Origin of the sequence: Paenibacillus wulumuqiensis, from assembly GCF_000971965.1 — a bacterium.
Lineage (GTDB): Bacteria > Bacillota > Bacilli > Paenibacillales > Paenibacillaceae > Saccharibacillus > Saccharibacillus wulumuqiensis.
Map to the genome: position 1 here is coordinate 158671 of NZ_LAQP01000015.1, position 26610 is coordinate 185280.

Below are 26610 nucleotides of genomic sequence, written 5' to 3' on the forward strand. Positions count from 1 at the left end.
ACAAATGACATGATTACACCAAGGAGGAACTTATGAACCCAACAGGCAAGCCTGTACAGCTTAAACCCAATTACAAGATACTGAGTATTCTGGCAGTTATCGCTCTGGTTATCTTTTTATTTACCCAGGTGATTCCGCTGACCGCTTCGGAGACACTGGAAGTGGATCAGACCAATGTGATCAGCCAGGAAAAAGCAATTGCCAGTGCTGACGCATTTAAGAATAATCTGCCGCTGACCCCGGAGATGATTAGCCGTCTGAAATCCCCTGCAGTCAGCTATCATACCGATTCGGAGCTGAGCGGATATGTAGCCAAGGAAAAGCTTAGCAAGCAGTACAGCAAACAACTGGAGAAAATCGCTCCCTATGATATTTTCCGTGTACATTACAAAGCAGGCGGCTACCTGTCTTCCGTAGACATTGATGTACATATGAACACCGGAAAAGTAGTCGCTTTCCTGATCAAAAGCGATTCGGACACTCCGATGGACACCAGCAATCCGTTATCGCCCAAGCCGACTTCAGCCAATGAGGGCAATATGACCCTCACCCAAAAAGTCAAACAGGCTCGCCCTGTACTGAAAACAATGGGTTATGATCCGGATGCGCTGGAACTTCAGACCAATGGAGGTCCCGGACTGGATTATGTGATGCGTGATGGCGGCAAGCTCGGAGAAGCCCAGCTGCATCTCAAATTCACTTTTGAAGAAGGCGAACTGCGTTCGTTCCAGCCGGAGCTAACGCCGCCTGCCTCCTATACAAGTTATATTGAAAAGCAAACTACACTGGCCTACTGGCTGACTTTTGCCGGTTATGGACTGTTCACACTGGTGCTCGGTGTGCTGGCAATCGTATTCGCTTCCCTGAAGCGCAAGCATACTTCCTTTAAAAGAGGCATTATACTGTCGCTGATCTACTGCGCGGTATCCGTGATCAGTGTGGTCAACATGTGGCCTTATTTTGAAGCCAGCTTTGGCGGTGAAGGTTATGGTGTCTTCATGACGCTGTTCCTGGTCGCGCTGCAGCTGATCCTGAACGTCATGATGGCTGTACTGCTCTACTTCTCACTCGTCGGCGGTGATGGCCTGTGGCGCGAACGCGGGATGAACATGTGGCCGCGCTCCAGAGAGATCGGCTACGGCAAATATGTACTGCACAGCGCTGCAGTCGGTTACCTGTTCGCCATTATTTTGCTCGGTGTACAGTCGATCATTTATCTGTTTTTGGAAAATGCACTCGGCATATTCTCGTCCAGTGACGATTCCAGTTCTCCATACAATATGGCTATACCGGCACTGCTGCCGCTGCTCGCCTGGATGGCCGGCATTGGCGAAGAAGGCGTCTATCGCCTGTTCGGGATCGGCATGCTCAAGAAGCTGCTGCGGAATACATTTGTCGCTTCAGCGATCACTTCGATCATCTGGGCGCTCGGACATACGCTGTATCCGATCTATCCGGTCTATGCCCGTCCGGTGGAACTGCTCATTATCGGACTGTTGTTCAGTCTGGTGTTCCTGCGTTACGGCTTTATCGCTGTCGTATTCGCTCACGTCATGTTCGATACGATCCTGATGTCCTTCAGTCTGATGACCCTGGGAGGAGCAGGCAATATTGCGCTTGGCATTTTCTACATCATTATGCCGGCCATTATTGCGTATCTCATTTATCTGTTCACACGTAATAAAGGGATGGATAATGCTTATCCGCCGTATACGCCGTCACAGCAGACCGGAATGCCGGTATATGCGCCCACCGGACAGCCAGGGATCGGCCAACCGCCGCATTCCTACTACAATCCTGGCGCCCCTGCACATCATCATGGAGAGGGACTGCCCAATGATCCAGGTCGGTTCCAGCGCTATCAGGAGCCGCAGGCACCTGCTGCACCGGTACAGCCACCTGCTCCGCAGGACAGCTACCGTGACCAGCAGCCTGTTCACCCCTCAGAGCCAGTCGGCCAGCCTACTCATACCGGTGAACATGAAGCGCCGCGTGCAGCCGATCAGCAGCCGGTAGATCGTTCCGAATCCCAGCCGGTTAATCTTCACAAGCCCGAGACGAACCGTACGGTAGAACCAGGCTCATCTGCTAATCCTGCTTCACCGGATACCGCCGGACAGCCGGACGACTCGGTGACAGATCATCCGCATCCGCCTATACGAAAAGATGATGAAGATACATCCAAATAATAAGGCGGTTCACTTACAATACAGGTGAACATCATGGATGACATGCATGATCATAATTCAAAAAAGAAGAGTAGCCATGATGGCTACTCTTCTTTTAATGCATCCAATATTTGCCGGGCGAGCTTGTCGCCGATCGAGAGAGGCCGGAAGTCTTCGACACTGGCTTCTCTTATTTTTTTTACCGAGCCAAAGTGCTTGAGCAGCAGCTTGCGCCGCTTCTCTCCGATACCCGGAATACTGTCCAGCTGGGAGACCACCATCGATTTGCCGCGCTGTTCCCGGTGGAACGTAATCGCAAACCGGTGAACCTCATCCTGAATTCGCTGCAGCAGATAGAATTCCTGACTGTCACGGGCCAGCTTGACCGGTTCTGCCGGATCGCCAACCATCAGCTGGGCGGTCCGGTGCTTCGCATCCTTGACCAGTCCGCAGACCGGGATAAACAGCCCCAGTTCATTCTCGAGTACATCTGCCGCTGCAGAGATCTGACCTTTACCTCCATCGACCACGATCAGGTCGGGCATCTCCAGATTTTCCTTGAGCACCCGTTCATAGCGGCGGCGGATAACTTCACGCATCGTACCATAGTCATCCGCACCTTCTACGGTGCGGATTTTGTATTTGCGGTATTCCTTTCGGGCCGGCTTGCCATCGATAAATACGACCATCGCCGATACCGGATCGGAACCCTGGATATTCGAGTTATCAAATGCTTCTACCCGGTGCAGATTATTCAGGCCGATCGCCTGTCCCAGATTCTCTGCTGCCTTGGACGTACGCTCTTCATCGCGTTCAATCAGGCGGAACTTCTCATCCAGCGAGACTCTGGCATTGTCCTGCGCCATCGTAATCATCTGCCGCTTCAGACCGCGGCGCGGAATGAGTACTTTGATGCCCAGCCACTGCTGCAGCATCTGGGCGCTGCTCGGAGCATCGAGCTGGTCGCCTCCGGCGGCTTTGACACTTTCCGGATCGCCCTGCTGGTCACCGGAGACGTTCACCGGCTCTTCAGACTCTGCTGCTTCTGCTTCCATCGCTGCAGAGCGGACGGCATATTCTTGACCCGTCTCGGCTACGCGGTCAGCCAGATCATTCATTCCGGTAGAGCCGTCTCCGTCATTGGTATTCAGACCTTCCTGCTCGGCTGCATCCAGCGCCTTGTCATCGGCACTGTCCAGATCCGCAGATGCTTCCATCGCCGGCAGCAGAATCTCCTGCGGCATCGCCGGATTATCGCTGTAATACTGGGTGACATAGGACATGAAGTCATTGTACGGCTCCCCGTAAAAAGGAAATACCGAGGCATGACGCTCGATCATTTTACCCTGCCGCACGTACAGAATCTGTACGCACATCCAGCCTTTATCCACCGAGAAACCGAAAACATCGCGGTCTCTGGCATCAGCCATCGTAATTTTCTGCTTTTCCATTAGCGCATCAATATGACGAATCTGGTCACGCAGCTCCTTGGCCCGTTCAAAGTACAGATCTTCCGCCGCTTCTTCCATTTTGCGCTGCAGATCCTTTTTGATCTCCTCATGACCACCGCTCAGGAAGCGGGTAATCTCCTGGCGGATCTCATCGTAGGATTTCTCCGGCACTTCGTACTCACATGGCGCCAGACACTGGCCCATATGGTAGTACAGGCACACTTCCTTTGGCATCACTTTGCATTTGCGCAGCGGATACATGCGATCCAGCAGCTTTTTGGTCTGCTGGGCGGCAAAAGCGTTTGGATAAGGGCCAAAATACTTGGCTTTATCCTTGAGCACACGCCGGGTAACTTCCAGCCGCGGGTGCGCTTCATTGGTAATTTTGATATATGGAAAAGTCTTGTCGTCCTTCAGCAGTACATTGTATTTGGGCTGATGGGTTTTGATCAGGTTACACTCCAGAATGAGTGCTTCCATATTACTGCCGGTTACAATATATTCAAAGTCGCGGATATCTGCGACCAGACGCTGGGTTTTACCATCATGGCTGCCTGTAAAATAAGACCGGACGCGGTTTTTAAGCACTTTGGCTTTACCGACGTAGATAATCGTGCCTTCCCGGTTCTTCATCAGGTAACAGCCCGGCAGATCAGGCAGCAGTGCCAGCTTGTTGCGGATATTATCCATGGCCTGTTCCTGTTCGCGAATCGTCTCCAAATGTGAATCCATAGACTTCTCCTTTCTGGGTAATCGTGGTGTGAGATGACTGCTGGGCTGGACATCAACCGCTATGAAAAAGGATTAGGACACGTCCTCCGGTTAAGCCATGAGATCTCAAATGACCGCTGGCGGTCGATCTTATGGCTTAACGGCCGTCCTTTGGTCCAATTCCTTTTCCTGCGCTCTGTGCAGGCGAGCAGATCCAGCTGAGCAGACTGCATATTACAATGTATTACCCCGTTGAGGGCAACCTGTATAGTTGGGTAATAAAAGCTCTTACTTACAGCTTGAGCAGCATCTTTATCGTTATAGCGGGCCCACTATGGTTCAAATGAGTGGGTGACTTATTTATTATACCAGCTATTGCAGGGGAACTGGTAGCTTTATAGCAACGTATGTTCTGTATATATCCTGCCCTTTACATCACCGCCGCATCCACCTGATGACAGAAAAAACCCCCGGTATACACCAGGGGTTGTGGAGCAGCAAGCACGGCTTCATCCGAAGGACGGGCTGCACTTGGCTGCAGTTATCTTATATGCCAGGCAAAATTATTGGTGTTTTGCCAGGATGGATTTCAGGGAATCTTTGGAGTTCAGGCCTACAACTTTATCTACCGGTTGACCGTCTTTGAAGAAGATCATTGTAGGGATACTCATTACGCCGAAACGGGAAGCAGTTTCAGGGTTTTCGTCTACGTTGACTTTAGCGATTTTCACGCTGTCGCCAACTTCAGTTGCCAGCTCATCCAGGATTGGAGCAAGCATTTTACAAGGACCGCACCATGGTGCCCAGAAGTCTACCAGCACTGTGCCTTGTCCCTCTACTTCACTTGTAAAGGATTGATCAGATACATTAACGATTGCCATGGGAATTTCCTCCTTGAATACCTTTATTTGAATTATTCATTATTTAAACAACTACAGAACCTATTACACCCCTATTATAACACAGGAATGCGAATTCCGAAACAGATAATACGAATTTATTATACTTATCTATATTTTAGTAAGCATTTATCTTTTAATCACTATTATATCAAAAGTAACAAATCAAACGCCCGGGATATCTCCACGCTTGTTCTCTCCGCTTACGCTGATCACATCGACAAACGGAGCAATCCGGTTCATCAGCCGCTCGCCTTTGTACCGTTCTTCGCCATCTTTATTCGTAAAGCTCAGATGCTGCAGCAGCGCATCCAGCGAATAATTCGAGGTATAAAAAGTAGGTTTGCGCTCCATCCGGTAATTGAGGATGGCACCCAGCACATGATCACGTACCCATGGGTTCAGATTCTCTGCGCCTATATCGTCAAAGATCAGCAGATCCGTATTTTTCATAATCTCAATCGTTTCTTTCATCCGATTGTTGTCCTGGAACATCGACTTCAGATCTTCCACAAATTCAGGCATATATACAATCACGCCGGTATATCCGGCTTTGGCCAGCTCATGCAGCATATAGGACATCAAAAAGGTCTTGCCTGTACCAAAGTGTCCAACCAGATACAGCCCCTTGGCGGACAGTCCATTTTGTTTCACTTCATTAATGTAGCCAAAAATTTTCTTGACCGCCGGGACACGTTCGATATCCTTGGATACGATCTCCACGGCGTTGTAACCTTCATTCAAAGCGCGGTCATCCACATAAAAGCTGTGAATCCGCTGTCTGACCTGCTGTTCATGCTGTCTGCTCAGCTGCTTCTGGCATGGTGTTTTGCGCTCATGCAGCCGGGCTCCTTCTTCGGATGACTGCACACTGAGCTTGGTGTAATGCCCCTGAAAATCATTCGGGCAATTATCGAGTCCGGGACAATTATCGCAGTTGCGCTGATCCCCGACATACTGGTACAGCTTACTGAGATTGGTCATCAGCTCCTGATCGGTCAGCTCCGGATGCTGGCTGCGCAGCTCCATCACCAGAGGATCCGTGAACAGCTGCGTGGCAATCTTGTTCGATTGTTCCCGAAATCGCGTACTCTTCATCTGCCGCAGCAGATCACCGATGGATTCCATGGTGTGTAGCCCCTTCCCGTTTGTTCAACTCTTACTATCGCTGCCTGTGATGGCAGACAGGCTTGCGGCGCATCCTGCTCATCGCCGGTTCAGCGGCTGTTTAGCCGCCGTTTTTGCCAGACTGCATCTGTTCGGCCATTCTCAGTACCTCAGCCAGCTCCTCGTCGGATATGCTGGATGCTTTTCCCTGTGAGCCTTCCACGATGGGAATCTCCGGCTTGGCACGTGCCGGCGTGCGTCCGTAGCTTCGTCCGGTGCGCTTGGCTGTGCCTGCCGCTCCTTCTTTGCCTTTCAGCTTGGCCTGATCGCTGATACGTAGATCCAGCTTGTTCTGCTCCTGTACATAACGGACAGCCTTTTCATACGTATTGACCTGCTGATTCAGCATGTTGGTCACGATCCAGTCCACGAATTTGCCGCTCAGGCGCTCGCCCGGCTGGGACATTTTGACAGCCAGCAGGTAATGAATAAGCACATTCATCACTTCTTCCGGCAGCTTATAATTAATATCGATATGCTCGAAAATATCATTAATACTGTTCGGTACACTGCCCGGATAGAACATTTCCAGCATCCGGGTGTATGGCTGGTTGCGCAGCATCATATTGTACTGATGAATATCGCATTTGCCGGTAAACTGTCTGGGCACTTCCAGATAGTATTCCATCTCCACTGCGTGCTCCACCGGCAGATCCTGCGGCTCTTCGCCCGCTTCCTGCTGGTGCTGCTGGCGCAGGGAGACCACTTTGGCTTCGTGGATCTGACGCTCTTCCGTCCGCTTCTTGCCCTGACGGTACTGCAGATTCGCCCGGCGCTGGATTTCTTCCTCGGCCAGTTCGCCATCTGCAGTGAAGATCCCGTCCTCATCCAGCATCCGGCAGATATCCTGGATATCCAGCTTGTATTTATAGGCGATATAACTCAGTACATTCATCTGTTCCGGCTGAAAGCGCAGCTTCTCCACAAACTGCCGGTTGCGCGATCCACGCGGGAAATAGCGGATGATATCCGCATAGTTGATCAGATCGTCTTCACTCAGCTTCGGCTGGTTGCTGCGAGTCTGCGTACTCACTTCGGTCAGCGCCTGCTCCAGTTCGTAATCGATCACATGCGTATTCAGCTCAAATATATCATAGAACGGCTGTGAAATATTTTCTTTCTGTACGGACTGGCTATCCCAGCCTTCCGGCTGCTTGGCGAAAAACTGCTCACGCAGCGACAGCACGGCAAACTTGCCAATCTTGTCCCGCAGCAGCAGTGTCAGATGCTGTGTCCGGAAAAACTCGCCCGGTGACAGCGGCTGCTGCAGTTCGTATTCATATATATAGTCATCCTCATTCGGAAAATAAACCCGGCTCGTCTGGAGCAGACCGACTGCTTCCAGCAGGGATGCCTGTTCCATCAGCTGCTTGCGTCCGCGTTCCCCCGGTTCCAGACCGAGCGTAAGAAACAGACCACGCTGCTGCTCCACTGGCGAATAGCCCACCTGCTGAGCGTTCAAATGATCACAGAGCAGCCGGTACAGACTGATGGCGAACGCTCCGGTGAGCGGCTGGTAGACCAGGTTCAGCATCCGTTCGTCCAGACTGCCCAATCCAAATTCGCGGTATACGCAGTAACGATGATTCTCTGTAAAATGAAGTAAATTCTTGATGCGCATATTCCGCCCCCTTTCTGCTGCACCCATTTATACGGAATTCTATTCTACCACAAAACATTCACTTTCCACTCTGAAAATAAAGTGAAAATATGGGCGGAATAACCACTGTGCTTCAACATGATCTATTGTTTGAGGGAATGCACATCAATAACGTTTTTTTGGATGAAGCAACGATGAACAGAGTGTGAAGTGAATTGCCCTGCCCCACCGGTTCGGTTACAATAATAGGGTCAGGTTTTGCAGACCGGGCGCATGGATTGAACAGCTGCGCCTTATTATATTCCCGGAAATACACGGTTGACCAACTTACACATACAGGAGTGATTTCTTTTATGAACGAAGCTGTAGCTACACTGGAAGGCTGGTATGCACTGCATGATTTCCGTACGATCAACTGGACGGCATGGAAAGCTGCCGATGATGAAGAACGTGCAGGTGCCCTCGAAGAATTGAACGCGCTTATCCATGAGTGGAACACGATCAGCGCAGAAGGAAGCGGCAGCACAGCGCTCTACAGCATTGTCGGACAAAAAGCCGACTTTGTAATGATGCATCTGCGCGAGACGCTCGAAGATCTGAATCAGATCGAGACCGAATTTAATAAAACGACTTTTGCCCGGTTTACGGAAAAAGCATACTCCTATGTGAGCGTCGTCGAGCTGAGCAGCTACATGGCCGGCAAGAGCGAGGAAGATCCGATGCTGAATCCACAGGTGGTCGCCCGCCTCAAACCGGCACTGCCTGCTGCCCGTTATATCTGTTTCTATCCGATGAACAAAACGCGCAATTTGAGCGACAACTGGTACATGTTGCCGATGGAAGAACGCCGCGAGATGATCCGCAGCCACGGACTGATCGGCCGCAGCTACGCCGGCAAGGTCAAACAGATCATTACCGGTTCTGTCGGTCTCGATGACTGGGAGTGGGGCGTCACCCTGTTCTCCGACGATGCCCTGCAGTTCAAAAAGCTGGTCTATGAAATGCGTTTTGACGAAGCCAGCGCACGGTTTGGCGAATTTGGCGCTTTCTATGTAGGCAGTCTGCTGGACAGCGAGAAGTTTGAAGAAATGCTGAAATTGTAAATATCACATATGCCTGGTAATTGATGCAGATTGATTACTATTCATCCCAAAACCTGTATATGATCCTCTATATTCCGGATCATGTACAGGTTTTTTTATATAAATGGACAGACTCTGCAAGCTCACCTTTCCGTCTTGTCCATCCTCCTTTTTTGTAAGGGTTTTCTTTCAAATAAACTTTCTGCAATATATTTAGTAAAAAAGGCTTAAATTCTGAAAATTTTGTGTCGAATAATGTAATAATTCCCAGACGGTTTGACGATATAAAATTAAAATCATTGACACTTACCATTATTTTACGGAGAAAAGAGAAAGAGGGAGATCACATGTCTTTAAAATTCAAGTTGATTCTACTCGTCATTTCAGCAGTCGTTCTTATTGCCGTACCTGTAGGTACCATTGCTCTGTATGCACTTAACAAGGAAGCAACGCAGTCCGTAAACAATGAATTAAAAGGTACAGTAAAAACGGCCGTAAGTCAGACAGAAGGCTGGATTAATACCAACAGCAAAGTGCTGGAGACGATAGGAACATTTATTCAAGATAATATTCCCATTGATCAGGTAACTGTCAAGCACCTGGAAGTATACAAAAGCGAACTCAATAATGGGACCATATCCGATCTATATTTAGGTCTTGATAACGGTGCTCTCGTAGATGGGAGTGGCTGGATACCGGATGCAGGATATGATTCTCGCCAGCGTCCCTGGTATATAAATGGGTTGGCCGCCAACAAATTGAGTGTTAATGATCCTTATCTCGATATATCCACTAACAAATACTCTGTACCCATTACAATGCCCCTAAAAGATGAAAATGGAAAAGTTGCCGCCATACTTGGAGAAGATATTTATCTTTCTACCATTACCGAATATATCAATTCAATTAAAACCCCAGGCGGCTTCAGCTTCCTGCTCGATCGCAACGGAAATGTTCTCGCTCATCCAAATACCGACTTTGTTAATAAACTGCTATCCGAGCAGGCTGATTATCGAAATATTGCCTCTTCCCTGACTACCAACAATTCCGGTTTGGTCTCCTACAGCTACAATGGTGACCCACAGCTGATGTACTATCAAAAGCTGCCTAGAACCGGCTGGACGATCGCCACTTCCATCTCCGAGAAATATGCTTTCGCTGATTATGTACAGTTACGCAACAAGATTACTCTTATTCTGATTGTACTGACTGTGGCATTGTCTGCATTCGCTTTTGTAGTCGCATCCCGTATCGTAAAGCCTCTGAATGTTCTCAAAGAAAACGCACAAAAATTGGCCGAAGGCGATCTCACTGTACAGGTTCCATTCAAAGGCAAGGATGAAATCGCCCAGCTGGGAGCAGACTTCAATACCATGTCGGCCGCTCTGCGCAATCTGATCCAGACCGTCTCCCGTTCTGCCGAGAATGTAAATGCCGCTTCACAGCAAATGAACAATAATGCCTCCAGCTCAGGAGATATTGCCCAGCAAATCTCGACCGTTATCGAAGAAATTGCCCGTGGTGCCAATGACCAGGCTGAATCGATCCAGACCGGTGCCGAAATGGTAATGACCATGACCCAATCACTGGAGCAGGTATCCGCTCATGCCGGACAGGCTGCCAGCATGATCGAAGAAGTCAATGGAGCAATGACACGCGGTACCGATGCCATTACCCAGCAGAGCGCGCTATCCCAAGCAGGTCAGGAATCGACCAAACGTGTAGAATCTTCCAACTCCCTGCTCATCGACAAGCTGGAAGAGATCGCCAAGATTACGCAGGTTATCCGTGACATCAGCAGCCAGACCAATCTTTTGTCCCTGAACGCTTCCATTGAAGCAGCCCGTGCCGGTGAGCATGGACGCGGATTCGCCGTCGTCGCCAGCGAAGTGCAAAAGCTCGCTGAGCAGGCTTCCCATTCCGCTTCCGACATTAGCGCCCTGCTGACCGAACTGCAGGATGCCGGCAGACAGAGCTCTGCTGTACTCGCCTCCTTCCGTGAGACGACAGTACAGCAGCAGCAGTCCATGAGCGAGACACGCGAATCATTCGAACAGATCCGCAGCTCGGTCGATGGCATTATCGGCCGCATCACCCAGGTCTTGTCCGGTGTCAATGAAGTACAATCCGGTGCTATCCAGGTATCCGACGTTATTACCGGCCTGGCTGCCGTAGCCGAAGAGAGTGCTGCAGCTACCCAGGAAGCCGCTTCTTCCACTATCGAACAGACCCAGTCCATTTCCAGCATCTCTACTTCGTCCAAACGTCTGAGCGAGAGCGCCAATCATCTGCTCCAGGAGATCGGCCAGTTCAAAGTGGATGAGCAAGCCGGCGATACGTCTTCCCGGTAACACCGGGCCAAGTTCACCCACATTCCAATCATTGATTCCATCTGGAAAGAGCCAAAGCTGAATTAACACTTCAATCATACTGCTTCAAGCATCATCAATCAGTAATCGTTATCCTCATCCCTCTTGCTCTGTTCTCTCCTGAATAGACTGTTATAAATACAAAAAGAGCAGGCTCCTAAGCGGAGCCTGCTCTTTATCTGTATCTGCATATCATAGCATTATTCACGAAAAGTTCGGTTATTCAGCAGTGTCCTCATTCTTCAGAGAAGCGAGATACTCCTGCTCTTCCCGGTCACGTGCCCGGCTTTTATCCTTTAACTGCTCAATGGCCGGCTGGATCAACAGATCCACTTCCTGCTGGATCACATAAGCCAGATCATAACGGCTTTGCTCTTCCAGAAAGGAACCGGCTTCCATCAAGCCGTTGTAACGGTCCAGCTCGTCACGCGTCAGCAATCCACGTACCTGAACGCTGCAATGACGCATCTTACAGGAATTTACCTTTTTTCAGTGCCAGCGATACGCCACCGATGATGAACAGCCAGCGGATATCAATGACTTTTTTCAGCTGTGCAGCTACCCAGCCCTTGAGCTTGCGGTCGCCTACGATACCAACAGCTTCGCCTTTACCCAGGGAAGCGACAGTACCTTTGTTGCTGAATACGAATTTCTTCGGTTGTTGTCCACGAATGGCAGCCAGAATGTTCTGTGCCACGACCGGTCCCTGCTGCATGGAGATCTGTGCAGTCGGAGGATAAGGACGACCTTCCGGATTGAACATCAGTGCACTGTCACCAATCATGAAGATATCATCATAGCCTGGTACATGCAGATATTCGTCGATTTTGACACGGCCGCGCATGGTTTCGAAGCCAGCTTCTTCCACGACACGGTTACCACGGATACCACCTGTCCATACGACAGTGTTTGCCGGGATTTTCTCCAGATCGTCGCCCACGACGACGCCGTCAGGCTGACATTCTTTGATGGCTACGCCAATACGGAAAGTAACGCCTTTGTTTTGCAGCACTTTCATTGCGTACTCTACCAGTTCAGGATCGAAGCCTGGCAGTGCTGTTGGAGCTGCTTCCACGTTGTAGATTTTTACTGCAGAACGGTCGATACCGTGTTTTCTGCACAGATCGGCTACACGATCAGCCAGCTCGGCTACGAACTCGATACCTGTGAAGCCGGCACCGCCGACAACAAAGCTCAGGCGCTCCGGTTTTTTATCGGTTTTGTAAGCCACGAATTGGCTTTCGATATGCTCGCGGATTTTGCGAACAGAGTTGATGCTGCGGATCATCATTGCATTTTCCATCATGCCCGGGATACCGAATGTTTCCGGCTCGCCGCCCAGGGAGATAACCAGGTAATCGTAAGACAGTGTACCGTCTTCCAGGATTACTTTTTTCTCCTGTGGCAGGATTTGTTTGACATTGGATTTCACCAGATCGATTTTGAATTCGTCGATCAGTTTGGAGATTGGCACATATGCGTTTTCTTCAGCGTCCGTACCTGCTGCAGGCATATGCAGATGAGTGGTGAAGTAGTGATACTCATGACGGTTCACCAGAGTCACGTCTGCCTCATTATAGTTCAGTTCTTTTTGAAGACGTTGTGCTGTCATAATGCCGCCATAACCGGCGCCCAGAATGACGATTTTTGGAATGCTACTCATGTCTGTTTTCCCCTTCCAATTGTTCAATTGAGCATTAGAAAATGCTGAATCATAATGATATTCATTACGTGCATTATCCAGCTGCCCACTTACGTTAGAAGACAGACAGTCAGACACTGCACTGAAACGATATAAATTATTTAACCAAACCTTGGATAATGGTTCTTCATTCTGGCAGAAACTTGTATATAAATTTCACGGAAGCGCTAGAGTGCAATTGTGAAAATATACACAACAGGTGGCAGAAATAGAGATGACGTCTAGTTATTGCTATACGATATGTCACATTATATTGTACTCTTTATGCTCCATTTTTTCAAAAAAAATTTGCTTTTTTTTCAAAAAACTGTCCTTTTTCTGTCACAAACCATTATCGACACAACTGAAATGATAGCTATTTTCGCTGAAAAGATCAAGAGAAAATTTAATTTTCAGTATATTTCATGTAAAAATTAATCTTAAATTTTCAGAAAGCGACTGAAGCGATCCTGCCCTTCACAATATTGATCATTTCCTTCCTTTGAAAATCGTTCTCAACCGATTATAATGATAAAAGATTTGCATGTATGTCTTATATTGAAGCATCCGGCACTCGCTTGAGTGCTCTGCTTATAGACTGTGATTTCACTACTTATGGAGGTGTGGTACGGTGACATCTACAACCACCGGAGAAATGAGCGATATCCTTATTATTGGCGGAGGTCCTGCAGGCATGTTTGCCGCTTTTTATGGCGGTATGCGTCAGGCATCTGTCAAACTGATCGAAAGTATGCCTCAGCTGGGCGGACAGCTCGCTGCCCTTTACCCTGAGAAATATATCTATGATGTGGCCGGCTTCCCGAAAGTGACTGCACAGGAACTGGTCAACAACCTGCAGCAGCAGATGAATCTGTTCAGCACGGATATCCGTCTGGAAGAAAAAGTGCTCAACGTGGAGAAAAAAGGCGATCGTCACTTCGTGGTAACGACCGATAAAGGTACCCATGAGAGCAAAGCGGTCATCATTACCGCCGGTGTGGGCGCATTCGAACCGCGCCGTCTGGAACTGCCCAATGCAGCCCAGTTCGAACAGACCAACCTGCACTACTTTGTCAGCGACCTGAGCCGTTTTGCCGGTAAAAAAGTACTGATCAGTGGCGGCGGCGACTCGGCTGTCGACTGGGCACTGATGCTGGAGCCTGTTGCAGCCGAAGTGACACTGATTCACCGCCGGGACAAATTCCGTGCGCATGAGCATAGTGTAGAGAACCTGATGGCTTCCAACGTCAAAGTCATCACGCCGACCGAAATCACCGAGCTGCATGGTGAAGAGCGCATCGAGCGTATTACTCTGGCTCACGTGAAGTCCGGTGAGACCCAGGAGATTGAAGTGGATGATGTTATTATCAACTTTGGCTTCCTGTCTTCGCTCGGTCCGATCGCGGAATGGGGCATTGAGATCGAGAAAAATTCCATCGTCGTCGATTCCCGTATGGAAACGAATGTGGAAGGAATCTTTGCTGCCGGTGATATTACCACCTATCCGGGCAAACTGAAGCTGATTGCCGTCGGTTTTGGTGAGGCACCCACAGCGATCAACAATGCCAAAGTATATGTGGATCCGGATGCCAAGCTGTCTCCGGGACACAGCAGTAACATGAAGCTGTAAGATTGATTTGCACAGCGGCATCCTGGCTACGAACGGCCTGTATGTCACTTGCAGCCTGAATAAACAGAAGCGCTGCTCCTTTCCATCATTGCGACCGGACAGGAGCGGCGCTTTTTTTTCTGGATATCAGCGGCTGCTGAGAATCCGAGATGATGTTATGTATATTTTGAAATAAGCCCGGGAATGGGCTGTTCTGCCGAATAGCGGCGTGATTGCCTGCTGCTGTATATTTCTTTCTGTCAGCGCTTCCGATGTTGCCAATTTGTTCACCTTTTGCTTGGATTTGCGGCCGATTTTTATCGTATAGTAATAAGAAGTTGTTAAAATTAAGTTATCCCAAATCGATTTTAATTGCATATTGTTTAAATAAGGAGGTCTACCGGCTTGAGTATTGGCGTATACTTTACCCTTCGTTTGATTATTTCACTTATGCTGCTCGTTATCGGCGGCATGATGGTGGCGCTGGGCAGCAAATTTTTCAAACAAAACAGCAAAGCTGCGGGCACAGGTTTTATTATTTTCGGAGTGCTTGTTATTTCACTGGCTGTGCGTGGTGTCATGCTTAGTTTTTGACCGATCGGTTGACTGATTATCGTTATAAATATGGAGGTGTGGCCTTATGCAATGGTTGGCAATGATTACAATGCTGATTGATCATCTGGGCTATGCCTTTTTTTCTGATGAGCGGTATTTGCGCATTATCGGACGGATTGCCTTTCCGATCTACTGCTATCTGCTGGTCGTCGGATACCGGCATACCCGGAATGTGAATAAGTACATGACCCGGCTGCTCATCATCGCACTGGTGTCCCAGTTCCCGTTTATGTTCGCTTTTAATATTGAGAATCTGAATGTGGTATTCACTCTGCTGATTGGACTACTGCTGATAATGCTGCTCGACCGCATCCCGACCAAGCTGTTCCCGCTGTCGATTGTGCTGGCTGCCGGATTCAGCGCTATTGCGGAACTGCTGCATACGGATTACGGCGCTTACGGCATTCTGCTTATTCTTATTTACCGGTATGTGCCGGGTTATATGATGGTACTGGCGCATTTTGCGCTTACGGTTATTTTTGTACTGGCAGGACATATGAGTCTGATCCAGATCTACAGCATCTTCTCTACGCTGCTGATCACGGCCGGTACGGAACTGCGCCCGGATGTCAGACTTATAGCTCCTCCGCGCTGGTTATGGCGGGCATTCTATCCCGCACATCTGGCGATCATTGCGATTATGGTTCAGGGCAGTGCCTACGGTTATTTTAATCTTTGATCAGGACTTTGCGGGGAGAGTTCCGTATTATTACAAGGGAAATCCAATGCGGTTCCTGCCTCCCTCTAGTAACGAAAAACCGGGATTTTTAGTGTTCCCGGTTTTTTCTATTTTTATATAAAAAAGCTATCGCCATATGCCCGGTCATAGAGTATAATCTTTACCGGAACAATTCCGCCGGTGAGGCGGTTTTAATATAGGAAGGGGCTCCTCCATGAAATCCAATAAAAAGCATACGTTGACCGAAGACATTCACTTTTTTACCGCCGGGCTATCCGGTAGCCTGATTATTGTGTGGCAGGAAGATCCTGCTGGCGTGTATTGTGAAGTCGGCCGAGGTTATGTAGAAGCCTATACGAATAAATATGTGCGTGTACGCAATCTGCAATCCGGTACCAAGAGTCTGTACAGCCGCGATATGACCATGTTTCAGACTGATTGATCCGTATACTCTATAGATCTTTCTCCTTACCGGCAGCAGTATCTTCTGCTGGCCGTTCAGCCATCTTTTTTTCCGTTAATGCATGACGGAGAGGAAGATGGCTTTTTGGTTATGTCCATTTTTGGAGGGATGCAGGGGCTGGCAGCCATAAAGTCCAAGTGTGAATAGGAGATGAACAGAAGCTGAGCTTCTTTTTATCCACTGTTCATAATGTGTTCATTTGCCCGCTTTATACTGTGAACTGTAAGCCAGTCAGATGGCTTGTATCATCTACCTTCCAGGAGGAATACCATTCATGAAAACAATAAAAGTACTATCCAGTCTCGCTCTATCCGCTGCTCTACTGGCAGGTTCGCTGACAGCATTCTCTACTGCAGATGCTGCGACCACCACCAAAACGGCCGCTTCTACTGCTGCCAAGACAGCCGCCAACAACAAGAATGCAGTCGTCGCCAAAATCAAATCCGTCAGTTCCGGCAAAATTGTAATCTACAAATCGTCCACACAGCCGGCAATTCCATCAGGTGCCGAAGGCGCTACCGCTCCGAAAGCAGGCGAAGCGCCTCCAAGCGGTGAAGCACCTACCGCTCCAGCAGAAGGTGCAGCCAAAACAAACGCCGGCGGTCAGCCCCCTGCCCAGACATTCAGCACAACAGCGACCACACTGACCACGACCAGCGCAACCACCGTAGTCAGCGTTACCCGTGCGGCAGGCAGTACCAAAGCCACCGAGACCAAAAAGTCCCTGTCTTCGCTCAAAGCCGGTGATGTCGTCTTCATCACGCTGGCCTCCGGCAGTACCACCAAAGTAAGCAAAATTGAAATCATGCCTGTCCAGACCGCTGCCAAAACAACGGCCAAATCCACAACAAGCAAATAAATAAACGATTTTACGAAACATGACCATAACGAGACAGCCACCGGGAAGCTACAGGTGGCTGTTTTCATTTCTTATTCTCATTTTTTATTGAAAGTCATCGGTTATTTGAAACCGAGATTAAAGCATTGGACTTAACAGTAGCAGCAAGAAAGGAGAAACATATCCATTGGGCTTTTATCAACTCAATCCGGCAAATCGGGGTAATAATCAATAAGTAGCAGTATCTTACTGCCGGACCAGATTCCATCTGTCCGGAGCAGCCTTCCATTACCTATTCGACCCTCGTATCCCGTAACTACTCATTTCATCCTGACGTATTATATTCATTGCCAAGGAGGTCTTCTCATGTCCGGACGTACGCTAGCGATTAGTGATATTCATGGTGAACTGGAACTTCTCGACCATCTGCTGGATACGATCAATTATCAGCCCGGACAGGATCAGCTGATTTTGCTTGGTGACTATGTGGATCGCGGCAGTGATTCCCGGGGTACGCTGGATCGTGTCATGCAGCTCACCTGGGACGGCGCTATCGCACTAAAGGGCAATCATGAAGATCTGATGCATAGTGCCCTGACCAGCGGTAGGGAAGCGGACTGGAATCGCTGGCTCAAGGTGAACGGAGGTCTGGCGACCCTGCTCAGCTACGGATTTACCCGGGAAGACTTGATCACGCTGTCGGGCGAGGACTTTCACCTGCCGGATCTGCATTCGGATGCGCTGCAGCAGCATCTGGCATTTATCCGGGACCTGCCGCTCTATTACGAGACACCCGATTATCTGTATGTACATGCAGGCGTCGAACCGGGCAAGACCGCAGCCGAGACGACGCCGCGTCAGCTGTTCTGGATCCGGGAACCTTTTCATACCGGCTATCAGGGCAAGCAGCTGGTCGTGTTCGGCCATACACCCACTTTTTATCTGCATCAGGATGCTGCCAACTTCAATATTTATTGCGGGGTCAACCGGATTATCGGCATCGATGGAGGAGCCGCCTATGGTGGACAGCTCAATGCGCTGGATACAACGAACGGTATCTCTTATGCGGTGCACAAAAAATAAAGCACAGGGATGTCATTCTCCCTGTGCTTTATTTGGATCGTTTGAGTCATTATGCTCCTTGCCTGGTGCTTAATCCTCGCAAGGCTGCGCCAGTACTTCGTCTTCTTTGCGGGTACGGAAAGAAGCTCCGCAGCCGCAGGTAGCAATGGCATTCGGGTTGTTGATCGTGAATCCCCCGGCAAGACCGGATTCCTCGTAATCTATTTCCAGACCATTCAGCAGGCCGAGGTCTTCTTTGTTAACGACCACTTTCATCTCCTGAACGTCCATGTATATGTCCTGTTCTGTCTCTTCACTGTCAAAACCCATGGCATAAGAGAATCCGCTGCAGCCGCCGGCACTGACACCCACACGCACAAACAGCCCCGGAATATCCTGTGCAGCCATAATTTCCTTCATACGTGAAGCCGCTGTATCACTAATTGTAATCATTCGTATTCCCTCCTTTTCCCTTTTCATTATACTCTTCTGCCGGTATTGCCTCAAGGATGAATCCCTGGCAAAAACCTTCATTTTTTAAGTAATTGTGTTGCCCGTGTCTGATGAGAGGTTTATAATGGATAAGTGAACAATGACGTGAAATGTCGAAATTATGTCAAAAACAATTGCGGTTTTAGCCTTATTTACCGTTGTAACTTTTTTCACAATTATTGTTAATATGGATGACTTCTTATGTACATTGTTGTATATTGAATATTAGGCGTTATTTCAAAACTGATATAGTTGTGTCGAATGTTGTGACAAATCACAGATAACTGAATCATAATATAGGCTTCTATTATTCAATAGTGCCAAATTGGTGTAAGACAGGACAAGAGCGTCTTACGGGATTAGACACCATAGACAGAAGCGTTACAGGAGAACAGGAGGAATCTAGCATGTCCACCCTTATTACACCACATACGGATACCCGGATGGCGGAGATCATTAATAAAGTACGTGCAGGTGAGCGTTTATCCCTGGAAGATGGGGTATATTTATACGAGAGCGAAGATATCCTGACCATTGGCCAGCTGGCGAACGAAGCCAATCTGCGCAAAAACGGCAAGAAAGTATATTTCATCGAGAATATGAGCCTGTACTTCACCAACGTATGTGAAGCTCACTGCGCTTTTTGTAACTTCCGCAAGGATGAAGGTGAAGAAGGCTCGTACACACTGAGCGGCCAGGAAATGGTCGATTATGTGAATCAGCATATTCATCCCGGCATACGCGAGTTCCATATCGTTGGCGGACATAACAACAATGTACCATTCCAGTACTATGTGGATTCCCTCAAAGCACTGAATGAAGCGTTCCCTGAAGTTACACTCAAAGCTTATACTGCGGCGGAGATTGACTTCTTTACCCGGATCAGCGGACTTGGCGTCAAAGAAGTACTCGTCGAGCTGCAGGCAGCCGGACTGGAATCGCTGACTGGCGGCGGCGCTGAGATTCTGTCGGATGAATACCGCAAAAAAATGCGCGTCAACAAAGCCAATGTGGATCGTTATCTGGAAGTACATCGTACCGCTCACCAGCTGGGCATGCGCACGCATACAACCATGCTGTACGGTTCGATTGAAACCTATGAAGATCGCGTTAACCATATGATTCAGATTCGTGAACTTCAGGACGAGACCAACGGCTTCCAGGTATTTATTCCATTATCCATGCAGCCAAAAAGCAAAAACGCAAGCATTATGCGTCGCAACTCGGCTTATGAAGATCTCAAAACGATCGCGATCAGCCGTCTGATGCTTGACAATATCGATCATATCAAAGCTTATTTCATTAACATCGGTACCCAGCTGACCCAGATGGCTCTGACGTTTGGCGCATCCGACGTGCACGGTACAATCCTCAAGGAACGTATCAGTCACGCTGCCGGAGCCCTGACGCCGGAAGGTCTGACTCGCAAGGAACTGGTCTGGCTCGTCAAAGGTGCCGGCCGCATTCCGGTGGAGCGGGATACCTTCTATAACGAAATTCAAGTGTACGAATAACCGTCGATCTGCAGAAGTCTAACCGCTCCTGCAGGAACACCTTTATTTGCGCCTCGCATTTCACTATACACCGGGCTTTACTTAATTGAACAGGCATGTTTAGCTGCATGCTTTCTCATTGAAGTAAAGCCCGTTTATCCGCCTGCCGATAAACCTATTATAGCGTCAGGCGATTGGCATTACCCGGTCTCTGCTGTGACTTCCCTGTGCCGGATGATGTCAGTATACATTATCGTTTCCAAGCTATGTAATTCTATCCGGGAATCCATAACATTCTCAATTAATCACACTGCATAAAGGGAGAAGATATTATGAAAAACTTAGTCATTCTCGGCGGAGGGTACGGTGGAACCACCCTGCTGCATGAGCTGCTGGATCACAAAATTCCGGCAGACACTCAATTAATCCTGGTGGATCGCATGCCATTCCAGGGACTCAAGACCGAATACTATGCGCTCGCAGCAGGTACATCCTCCGATATGGAGCTGCGTGTCAAATTCCCTGTTCATCCCAAGCTATCGATCCGCTATGGTGAAGTGAACGGAATCAACATGGATGAGAAAAGTATCTCTTTTGCTGAAGGCGAGCCGCTGCAATACGATCAGCTGGTTATTGCTCTTGGCTGTGTGGATAACTTCCACGGTGTACCGGGAGCCGATACTTTCACCTGCACGATCCAGACGTTTGAAGCTACACGCGAAACGTACCGCCGGGTCAACAACCTGCCTCCTCAATCGACTGTCAATATCGTTGGCGGCGGACTGAGCGGTATCGAGATTGCAGCCGAGATTCGCGAGAGCCGTGAAGATCTGCATGTACGTATTCTGGATCGTGGCGAAAGACTGCTATCCGCTTCTCCTCCACGCCTGTCCAAGTATGTACAGGACTGGTTCAAGGATCATAACGTAGAGATCCGCAACAAAATCAATATCAGCCGTGTGGAAGAAGACTGTGTGTACAACGGACCGGATGAACGCATTCCGGCAGACATTACCGTATGGACAGCAGGTATTCGCCCTGTACCATTGGTAGATGAGCTGAACGTCAACCAGGATAACTCCGGGCGCGTAATCCTGGACGATCTGTACCGGATTCCTGGCCGACCGGAAATCTTCGTATGCGGAGACTGCGCTTCCCTTCCATTCGCTGCCAGCGCACAGGCTGCCGAAGCACAGGCCGAGCAGATTGCCAATGTCATCGTAGCCGGCTGGAAAGGCGAGCAGCCAAAAGTACAACCACTCAAGCTAAAAGGCACACTCGGTGCACTCGGCAAACATGCCGGCTTCGGTTCAGGCTTTGGGTTTGGTGGCAAAAGTTCCGTTACCGGCCGCGTACCACGTCTGCTGAAGAGCGGTGTGCTCTGGATGTCCAGACACCATTTTGGTTAATGAATGTTGTTCCATTACGCCTGTCACTGGTGATATATTGAATAATTGTCGTTATCCGGCATGTCTGTGAGTACAAAAAAGCTGATCTCAATCAAGATCGAGATCAGCCCAGGCATCCGCCTCATTAATTTTATCCATAATTAATGTATATAATTCATCCTCATCTTCGGATGCGACAATTTCTCCGTTAACCAGCGCATACGGCATCGCATAACATTGACCACAGTTGCCCAGACAACCGTATTCGATCACATCGTAATCCGGGTTGCTGTCAAGCTGCTTCATAATGCGGTCTGTGCCATTATGCATATTGCTCTGACAAAATTCAATAATGGGTCTCATGTGATACTCTCCAATCTATATCCTTTCAATTGTGCCAATAACGACGGTTTTCTGCTTGGTACATCTGATCTATTTTAGCATGTTCTATGCCAATTGTGCCGGAGTAGTGACTCATTTTCAAAATAAATTTGAAATGAGTATAAAAATCAATGGCGCAAATGCTGAAATTGGTTTACTTTTATATTATAATATACTTACGAAAGGAGTTGAACAATATGAGTGAAAGCGTACAAGCTGAAATGTATGATGAAGTAATGGAAGTTCTGGACAAACTGCGTCCATTCCTGCAGCGCGATGGCGGTGACGTGGAACTGGTTGATGTTGAAGACGGTATCGTCAAACTGAAACTGATGGGTGCATGCGGCAGCTGCCCAAGTTCTACAATCACACTGAAAGCCGGTATTGAGCGCGCCCTTTTCGAAGAAGTTGAAGGTGTGGAAGAGGTAGTGCAAGTATTCTAAGTCATTCCTTTTCATGCATTGATCTATAGGCATTTGCCACCAAAAGAGACCTTCCAGCAGGAAGGTCTCTTTTTTATGCTGTAAACTTGCATAATAATATGAATAAAGTAACTCTACGGAGCTAGTCGATTAATTTGTAACTTTTGGTATAAATAGATTATATTTGTATATGTGAGCAAACAGATCATTCCAGTCTGTTGCTCGTTCATTATAGCCTGCCCTAAGCTCTAATACTTATCTCAGCCTACATAAGGAGATCGCCTGCAATGAAAATAAGAAATAAGATGATAATCGCTGCTTTGCTGCTCGCTATTCTCATAGTAGGGAGCGGCGTCATGTATACCAAAGACTTTCGATTGGGTGCATCCAACGATAATAACGTGATACACAATGCGTCTCCTATCGTTAGCTCTGTAGAAGACAACAGCAGCCAGAACCGTCCACTCCCTTCTACTATTGCCGATAATGATGCTTCACCATCTGTTTCGGCAGCATGGATCATGCCTTTACAGACTTTTCAGCTGGTAAATGGAGAGGCTCATATTACTGTTCCTTATAAAAGCCAGAAAGCTCTACTCCTGTCTGTTCAAAACACAGGTAACAAAAGCATCGATATTCATATTACATCTCCGGACAGCATTACTCCATTTGCCAAAGCAAGTATTCCTGCCGGCAAAAAAGTAAAGTATACACTCTCGTCCGATGCGGCCATAGCAGCCAATCTTCACCCTTTATGGGATATCTATGCTCATACTATTGACGGCTCTGCCGGGTCCGTTACTGTCTCGGTACGTACCATTCCATAGTTGCACAGTAGTTATACTTATACGGAAACCAAATAAAGCAGGCGTGGAGCATCACTCCGTGCCTGCTTTATTTGAATGGCGATCTATTGTTTACTTTACATAAGGACGAATCGGGTCCAGCCCTCCCGAGATCTCCATAATATTGCCGGTAATAAAGTCTGAATTATTCTCGCACAGGTAGGCAATGACACGGGCGATGTCTTCGCCGCTGCCCGGGCGACCGCGCGGTGTCTCTCCGTCACTCATGCCGATAACTTCATCGATCCGCTTCTCCTTGTTATCCCCGCGGATATCGCCAGGACAGATCATATTGACCGTAATCCCATTGGACGCTTCTTCTACTGCCAGTGTTTTGGTAAAGGAAACCAGACCTACTTTGGCCGCCGCATAGACCGCGCGATGCGGCCAGGCTCTCGATTCCGCAGCATGACCAAAGCCAAAGTGGATAATCCTGCCCCACTTGCGCTCACGCATACCTGGCAGTACCCGGTGATCGAGCAGCATCGCCCCGATCAGATTGCCCTGCAGCATATCCATAATCTCTGAACGTTCATAATCCATAAATAAACGGCGCTCCCGGATAAAAGGGCCGGCATTGTTTACCAATATATCTACACTGCCCAGCTGCTGCTGCACTTCATCCACCAGCCGGTCAATATCCTGTTCTATCGACACATCTGCCTGTACAGCGATACAGCGCACACCGATCTGCTGAATCTCCTGCTGCAGCTGCAGCGCCTCTGTCTCGCTGTGCACATAGTTTAGAGCGATGTCATAGCCCTGACCGGCTAGCGTAAGCGCCGTCATTTTGCCAAGTCCCTTGGCGCTTCCTGTAATTAGAGCGGTTCTGCGTTCCAATACTATGCCTCCCTGGTCATCAATACTCAATTCGAGTCTATTCATAGTGTACAAACTAGTGATAGCAGATGTCAAAAAGGTTCTCCGGATTTCATCCAATCTTCTTTTTGCGGTTGAATTCATGCTTTGTTTTGGATAGATTAGAACCAGAGTACGATTATCGGCAGAAAGGAATCCTGATCATGAGCACCCACAAACAGAAAACGAATGCCATGCGCATTCTCGACAAGGAACAGATTCAGTACCGAATCTACGAATACGATCCGGAAGACGGCCAGATTCACGGTAATGCCGTAGCTGCCAAAATCAATAAGCCTGCCGAGATGGTCCATAAAACGCTCGTAACCCAGGGTAAACAGGGACTGTATATCTTTGTGATACCGGTTGGTGCAGAGCTGGATCTCAAGCAGGCCGCCCGCGCTGCCGGCGAGAAAAAGCTCGATATGCTGCCGGTCAAGGAACTGCAGAAATGGACCGGTTATATCCGCGGAGGCTGCTCTCCGGTAGGCATGAAAAAGCTGTATCCTACCTTTATCGATCAGCAGGCAGCGTCACTCGATCGGATGATTGTCAGCGCAGGACGGATTGGTACCCAGATCGAACTGAGACCGCAGGAACTCGCTCAGGTTGTTCAGGCACAATTTGAGCCATTATGTATGGAGGAATAATGCCGATCTCCCCAATCGCTTTATTCATGCAAAAATACGGTGAGCCATATCTATGGGCTCACCGTATTTTGGTTATTGCTATGCTTATTTCGTTTCGAATGCCGGGATTACTGCGCCTTTGTACTGCTCTTCGATAAATTTCTTGGTATCATCGGAAGTCAGTGCTTTAGCCAGCTTTTGGATCGCATCGGAATCTTTGTTGTCTTCACGGGATACCAGATAGTTCGCGTATGGTGCGCTGCTGTCTTCCACTACCAGTGCGGATTTAGGATCGATTTTGGCTTCAAGTACATAGTTCATGTTGATCATTGCCATATCTACCTGGTTCAGCTGACGAGTCAGCATCGCTGCATCCATTGGTATGAATTTCAGGTTTTTCGGGTTAGCTGTAATGTCTTTTACATCCGAAGTAATCTTCGTTTTGTCTTTCAGCTCAATTAGGCCGTTATTGGCCAGCAGGATCAGTGCACGTGCACCATTGGATACTTCGTTCGGGATGGCGATACTTGCGCCGTCAGGAAGCTGATCCAGGGAAGTGTACTTTTTGGAATATCCGCCGAATGGCTCGATGTGTACACCCTGTACAGTAACCAGGTTCATGCCACGGGATTTATTTTGCTCATCCAGGTAAGGCTTCGTCTGGAAGTAGTTGGCATCCAGTTTGCTATCGTTCAGCTGTACGTTCGGCTGGATATAATCCGTGAATTCGACCACTTCCAGGTTGATGCCTTCTTTAGCCAGAGCCGGTTTGAGGTGGTTAAGGATCTCGGCGTGTGGAACAGCGGTTGCGCCGACACGAAGTGTTACTTCTTTGCTGCCTTCAGCTGCGCCGGATTGTGCGGAATCTCCAGTTGTTTTGCTGCCGCAAGCTGCGACAACAGCGATCAGCATGATGCTGATCAGAGCGAGTGCCCATTTTTTCATAGTATATTTGCCCCTTTTATGATAGTTTGGTTGATCTATTGGTGATATGGAATTCGGAGGAACCGATTCAGGCAGCGCCTGTACCTGTTCTTTCCTATCTCCGTGAGAAATAAATGACCAGACGGTCGCCGATCATTTGCAGTACCTGCACAATGACGACCATCAGTACAACCGCCACCAGCATGACGGCTGTCTCATAGCGGTAATATCCATAGTTAATTGCCAGCGTTCCCAGTCCACCCGCGCCGACCATACCGGCCATTGCCGTATTGGAGACGAGTGCCACGACCGTAACGGTCAGGCCGGCAATCAGTCCAGGCATCGCTTCCCGGATCAATACGCGGCTGATAACCTGCCATACGGAAGCGCCCATCGCATGAGCGGCTTCGATCACGCCGCGATCCACTTCACGCAGCGCCGTCTCCACCAGTCTGGCAAAGAATGGCGCAGCTGCGATAACGAGCGGCGGGATTGTTCCTTTGACACCAATCGTCGTACCGACCAGCTTATCCGTCAGCGGCAGCAGTGCCACGATCAGGATAATGAACGGTACCGAACGCAGAATGTTCACAATCACCGACAGCACCGTGTATACGACGCGTACGACAGGTGATGTGGAACGAGCCGACATAAACAGGATGACTCCCAGCGGCAGTCCCAGAATAAGGGTGAACAATGCCGAAGCGCCGAGCATGGCGAGTGTATCCTTGGTAGCTGTACCAAACTCTGTCCAGTCTACCTGTGTAAAATCAAGTGCTCCCAC

The 26610-nt window shown here is 48.8% G+C and carries 25 protein-coding genes; 14 read left to right on the forward strand and 11 right to left on the reverse strand.

Translation table 11 applies throughout. The features are described 5' to 3' along the window. The first annotated feature begins 32 nt into the window (after positions 1-32). Positions 33-2189 (forward strand): type II CAAX endopeptidase family protein, encoded by a 2157-nt coding sequence (locus WH45_RS18000; RefSeq protein WP_052723844.1) that lies wholly within the window; start codon positions 33-35, stop codon positions 2187-2189. Between the two features lie 83 nt (positions 2190-2272). On the opposite strand, the gene uvrC is transcribed toward WH45_RS18000, so the two are convergent. The 4 genes from uvrC to WH45_RS18020 all read right to left on the reverse strand — a co-directional run bounded on the left by uvrC (position 2273) and on the right by WH45_RS18020 (position 8017). Next, entirely contained in the window at positions 2273-4351 is a 2079-nt protein-coding gene (uvrC, locus tag WH45_RS18005) for an excinuclease ABC subunit UvrC (RefSeq protein ID WP_046215814.1), read from the reverse strand. A 542-nt stretch (positions 4352-4893) separates the two neighbouring features. Beyond that, a complete protein-coding gene (gene trxA, locus WH45_RS18010; RefSeq protein WP_046215815.1) occupies positions 4894-5211 on the reverse strand; it encodes a thioredoxin in 318 nt (105 codons plus the stop codon). Between the two features lie 183 nt (positions 5212-5394). Continuing rightward, the gene (gene dnaI / locus WH45_RS18015) at positions 5395-6357 is read right to left on the reverse strand and encodes a primosomal protein DnaI (protein WP_046215816.1); all 963 of its coding nucleotides are present in this window, start codon (positions 6355-6357) and stop codon (positions 5395-5397) included. Between the two features lie 100 nt (positions 6358-6457). Further along, a complete protein-coding gene (locus tag WH45_RS18020; protein ID WP_046215817.1) occupies positions 6458-8017 on the reverse strand; it encodes a replication initiation and membrane attachment family protein in 1560 nt (519 codons plus the stop codon). Between the two features lie 332 nt (positions 8018-8349). Here WH45_RS18020 and hemQ point away from each other — a divergent pair, with 332 nt between their 5' ends. Further along, positions 8350-9099, forward strand: a complete 750-nt coding sequence (gene hemQ / locus WH45_RS18025) for a hydrogen peroxide-dependent heme synthase (protein ID WP_046215818.1) — start codon at positions 8350-8352, stop codon at positions 9097-9099. Between the two features lie 326 nt (positions 9100-9425). Continuing rightward, a complete protein-coding gene (locus WH45_RS18030) occupies positions 9426-11429 on the forward strand; it encodes a methyl-accepting chemotaxis protein (protein ID WP_046215819.1) in 2004 nt (667 codons plus the stop codon). 237 nt (positions 11430-11666) lie between these two features. On the opposite strand, the gene WH45_RS18035 is transcribed toward WH45_RS18030, so the two are convergent. After that, complete coding sequence (locus tag WH45_RS18035) at positions 11667-11915, reverse strand: hypothetical protein (protein WP_046215820.1); 249 nt, start codon at positions 11913-11915, stop codon at positions 11667-11669. Position 11916: 1 nt separating this feature from the next. Then, on the reverse strand, positions 11917-13110 hold the full coding sequence (locus WH45_RS18040) for an NAD(P)/FAD-dependent oxidoreductase (RefSeq protein WP_046215821.1): 1194 nt from the start codon (positions 13108-13110) through the stop codon (positions 11917-11919). Between the two features lie 649 nt (positions 13111-13759). On the opposite strand from WH45_RS18040, the gene WH45_RS18050 reads away from it, so the two are divergent. The 6 genes from WH45_RS18050 to WH45_RS18075 all read left to right on the forward strand — a co-directional run bounded on the left by WH45_RS18050 (position 13760) and on the right by WH45_RS18075 (position 18415). After that, the gene (locus WH45_RS18050) at positions 13760-14758 is read left to right on the forward strand and encodes an NAD(P)/FAD-dependent oxidoreductase (protein ID WP_046215823.1); all 999 of its coding nucleotides are present in this window, start codon (positions 13760-13762) and stop codon (positions 14756-14758) included. Positions 14759-15142: 384 nt separating this feature from the next. Then, positions 15143-15331 (forward strand): hypothetical protein, encoded by a 189-nt coding sequence (locus WH45_RS18055; protein ID WP_046215824.1) that lies wholly within the window; start codon positions 15143-15145, stop codon positions 15329-15331. Between the two features lie 46 nt (positions 15332-15377). Beyond that, positions 15378-16031, forward strand: coding sequence for a TraX family protein (locus WH45_RS18060; protein ID WP_046215825.1), 654 nt, complete (start codon positions 15378-15380; stop codon positions 16029-16031). Positions 16032-16245: 214 nt separating this feature from the next. Beyond that, on the forward strand, positions 16246-16473 hold the full coding sequence (locus WH45_RS18065; protein ID WP_017815708.1) for a hypothetical protein: 228 nt from the start codon (positions 16246-16248) through the stop codon (positions 16471-16473). A 295-nt stretch (positions 16474-16768) separates the two neighbouring features. Next, complete coding sequence (locus WH45_RS18070) at positions 16769-17353, forward strand: hypothetical protein (RefSeq protein WP_046215826.1); 585 nt, start codon at positions 16769-16771, stop codon at positions 17351-17353. 345 nt (positions 17354-17698) lie between these two features. Beyond that, positions 17699-18415 (forward strand): metallophosphoesterase, encoded by a 717-nt coding sequence (locus WH45_RS18075; RefSeq protein WP_046215827.1) that lies wholly within the window; start codon positions 17699-17701, stop codon positions 18413-18415. Between the two features lie 69 nt (positions 18416-18484). Here WH45_RS18075 and WH45_RS18080 read toward each other — a convergent pair whose 3' ends face one another. After that, the gene (locus WH45_RS18080; RefSeq protein ID WP_046215828.1) at positions 18485-18847 is read right to left on the reverse strand and encodes a HesB/IscA family protein; all 363 of its coding nucleotides are present in this window, start codon (positions 18845-18847) and stop codon (positions 18485-18487) included. 446 nt (positions 18848-19293) lie between these two features. Here WH45_RS18080 and mqnE point away from each other — a divergent pair, with 446 nt between their 5' ends. Both mqnE and WH45_RS18090 read left to right on the forward strand, forming a co-directional pair. Beyond that, complete coding sequence (mqnE, locus tag WH45_RS18085) at positions 19294-20400, forward strand: aminofutalosine synthase MqnE (RefSeq protein WP_046215829.1); 1107 nt, start codon at positions 19294-19296, stop codon at positions 20398-20400. 311 nt (positions 20401-20711) lie between these two features. Further along, positions 20712-21788: an NAD(P)/FAD-dependent oxidoreductase gene (locus tag WH45_RS18090; protein ID WP_046215830.1), complete on the forward strand. Its 1077-nt coding sequence runs from the start codon at positions 20712-20714 to the stop codon at positions 21786-21788. An 87-nt stretch (positions 21789-21875) separates the two neighbouring features. Here the strand turns inward: WH45_RS18090 and WH45_RS18095 are convergent, their stop codons facing one another. After that, a complete protein-coding gene (locus WH45_RS18095) occupies positions 21876-22130 on the reverse strand; it encodes a YuzB family protein (RefSeq protein ID WP_046215831.1) in 255 nt (84 codons plus the stop codon). Between the two features lie 215 nt (positions 22131-22345). On the opposite strand from WH45_RS18095, the gene WH45_RS18100 reads away from it, so the two are divergent. Together WH45_RS18100 and WH45_RS18105 are read left to right on the forward strand one after the other, a co-directional pair. Beyond that, complete coding sequence (locus WH45_RS18100) at positions 22346-22591, forward strand: NifU family protein (RefSeq protein ID WP_017815716.1); 246 nt, start codon at positions 22346-22348, stop codon at positions 22589-22591. Positions 22592-22857: 266 nt separating this feature from the next. Then, positions 22858-23397: a hypothetical protein gene (locus WH45_RS18105; RefSeq protein ID WP_046215832.1), complete on the forward strand. Its 540-nt coding sequence runs from the start codon at positions 22858-22860 to the stop codon at positions 23395-23397. Positions 23398-23487: 90 nt separating this feature from the next. Here WH45_RS18105 and WH45_RS18110 read toward each other — a convergent pair whose 3' ends face one another. Next, a complete protein-coding gene (locus tag WH45_RS18110) occupies positions 23488-24300 on the reverse strand; it encodes an SDR family oxidoreductase (RefSeq protein WP_046215897.1) in 813 nt (270 codons plus the stop codon). Positions 24301-24437: 137 nt separating this feature from the next. Between WH45_RS18110 and ybaK the strand changes: the two genes are divergently transcribed. Further along, positions 24438-24923, forward strand: coding sequence for a Cys-tRNA(Pro) deacylase (ybaK, locus tag WH45_RS18115; protein ID WP_046215833.1), 486 nt, complete (start codon positions 24438-24440; stop codon positions 24921-24923). 84 nt (positions 24924-25007) lie between these two features. Here the strand turns inward: ybaK and WH45_RS18120 are convergent, their stop codons facing one another. Beyond that, complete coding sequence (locus tag WH45_RS18120) at positions 25008-25847, reverse strand: MetQ/NlpA family ABC transporter substrate-binding protein (protein WP_046215834.1); 840 nt, start codon at positions 25845-25847, stop codon at positions 25008-25010. 94 nt (positions 25848-25941) lie between these two features. After that, entirely contained in the window at positions 25942-26610 is a 669-nt protein-coding gene (locus tag WH45_RS18125) for a methionine ABC transporter permease (RefSeq protein ID WP_152663595.1), read from the reverse strand.

Excerpts from the sequence above, each read along its gene's own strand:
- WH45_RS18020 (WP_046215817.1), bottom strand. The coding sequence starts at position 8,017 with ATGCGCATCAAGAATTTACTTCATTTTACAGAGAATCATCGTTACTGC.
- WH45_RS18100 (WP_017815716.1), top strand. The coding sequence starts at position 22,346 with ATGAGTGAAAGCGTACAAGCTGAAATGTATGATGAAGTAATGGAAGTT.
- trxA (WP_046215815.1), bottom strand. The coding sequence starts at position 5,211 with ATGGCAATCGTTAATGTATCTGATCAATCCTTTACAAGTGAAGTAGAG.
- WH45_RS18090 (WP_046215830.1), top strand. The coding sequence starts at position 20,712 with ATGAAAAACTTAGTCATTCTCGGCGGAGGGTACGGTGGAACCACCCTG.
- WH45_RS18040 (WP_046215821.1), bottom strand. The coding sequence starts at position 13,110 with ATGAGTAGCATTCCAAAAATCGTCATTCTGGGCGCCGGTTATGGCGGC.
- WH45_RS18105 (WP_046215832.1), top strand. The coding sequence starts at position 22,858 with ATGAAAATAAGAAATAAGATGATAATCGCTGCTTTGCTGCTCGCTATT.
- WH45_RS18000 (WP_052723844.1), top strand. The coding sequence starts at position 33 with ATGAACCCAACAGGCAAGCCTGTACAGCTTAAACCCAATTACAAGATA.
- dnaI (WP_046215816.1), bottom strand. The coding sequence starts at position 6,357 with ATGGAATCCATCGGTGATCTGCTGCGGCAGATGAAGAGTACGCGATTT.
- ybaK (WP_046215833.1), top strand. The coding sequence starts at position 24,438 with ATGAGCACCCACAAACAGAAAACGAATGCCATGCGCATTCTCGACAAG.
- WH45_RS18070 (WP_046215826.1), top strand. The coding sequence starts at position 16,769 with ATGAAAACAATAAAAGTACTATCCAGTCTCGCTCTATCCGCTGCTCTA.
- WH45_RS18060 (WP_046215825.1), top strand. The coding sequence starts at position 15,378 with ATGCAATGGTTGGCAATGATTACAATGCTGATTGATCATCTGGGCTAT.
- WH45_RS18065 (WP_017815708.1), top strand. The coding sequence starts at position 16,246 with ATGAAATCCAATAAAAAGCATACGTTGACCGAAGACATTCACTTTTTT.
- WH45_RS18110 (WP_046215897.1), bottom strand. The coding sequence starts at position 24,300 with ATGAATAGACTCGAATTGAGTATTGATGACCAGGGAGGCATAGTATTG.
- WH45_RS18080 (WP_046215828.1), bottom strand. The coding sequence starts at position 18,847 with ATGATTACAATTAGTGATACAGCGGCTTCACGTATGAAGGAAATTATG.
- WH45_RS18035 (WP_046215820.1), bottom strand. The coding sequence starts at position 11,915 with ATGCGTCATTGCAGCGTTCAGGTACGTGGATTGCTGACGCGTGACGAG.
- uvrC (WP_046215814.1), bottom strand. The coding sequence starts at position 4,351 with ATGGATTCACATTTGGAGACGATTCGCGAACAGGAACAGGCCATGGAT.
- mqnE (WP_046215829.1), top strand. The coding sequence starts at position 19,294 with ATGTCCACCCTTATTACACCACATACGGATACCCGGATGGCGGAGATC.
- WH45_RS18075 (WP_046215827.1), top strand. The coding sequence starts at position 17,699 with ATGTCCGGACGTACGCTAGCGATTAGTGATATTCATGGTGAACTGGAA.
- WH45_RS18120 (WP_046215834.1), bottom strand. The coding sequence starts at position 25,847 with ATGAAAAAATGGGCACTCGCTCTGATCAGCATCATGCTGATCGCTGTT.
- WH45_RS18030 (WP_046215819.1), top strand. The coding sequence starts at position 9,426 with ATGTCTTTAAAATTCAAGTTGATTCTACTCGTCATTTCAGCAGTCGTT.
- WH45_RS18095 (WP_046215831.1), bottom strand. The coding sequence starts at position 22,130 with ATGAGACCCATTATTGAATTTTGTCAGAGCAATATGCATAATGGCACA.
- hemQ (WP_046215818.1), top strand. The coding sequence starts at position 8,350 with ATGAACGAAGCTGTAGCTACACTGGAAGGCTGGTATGCACTGCATGAT.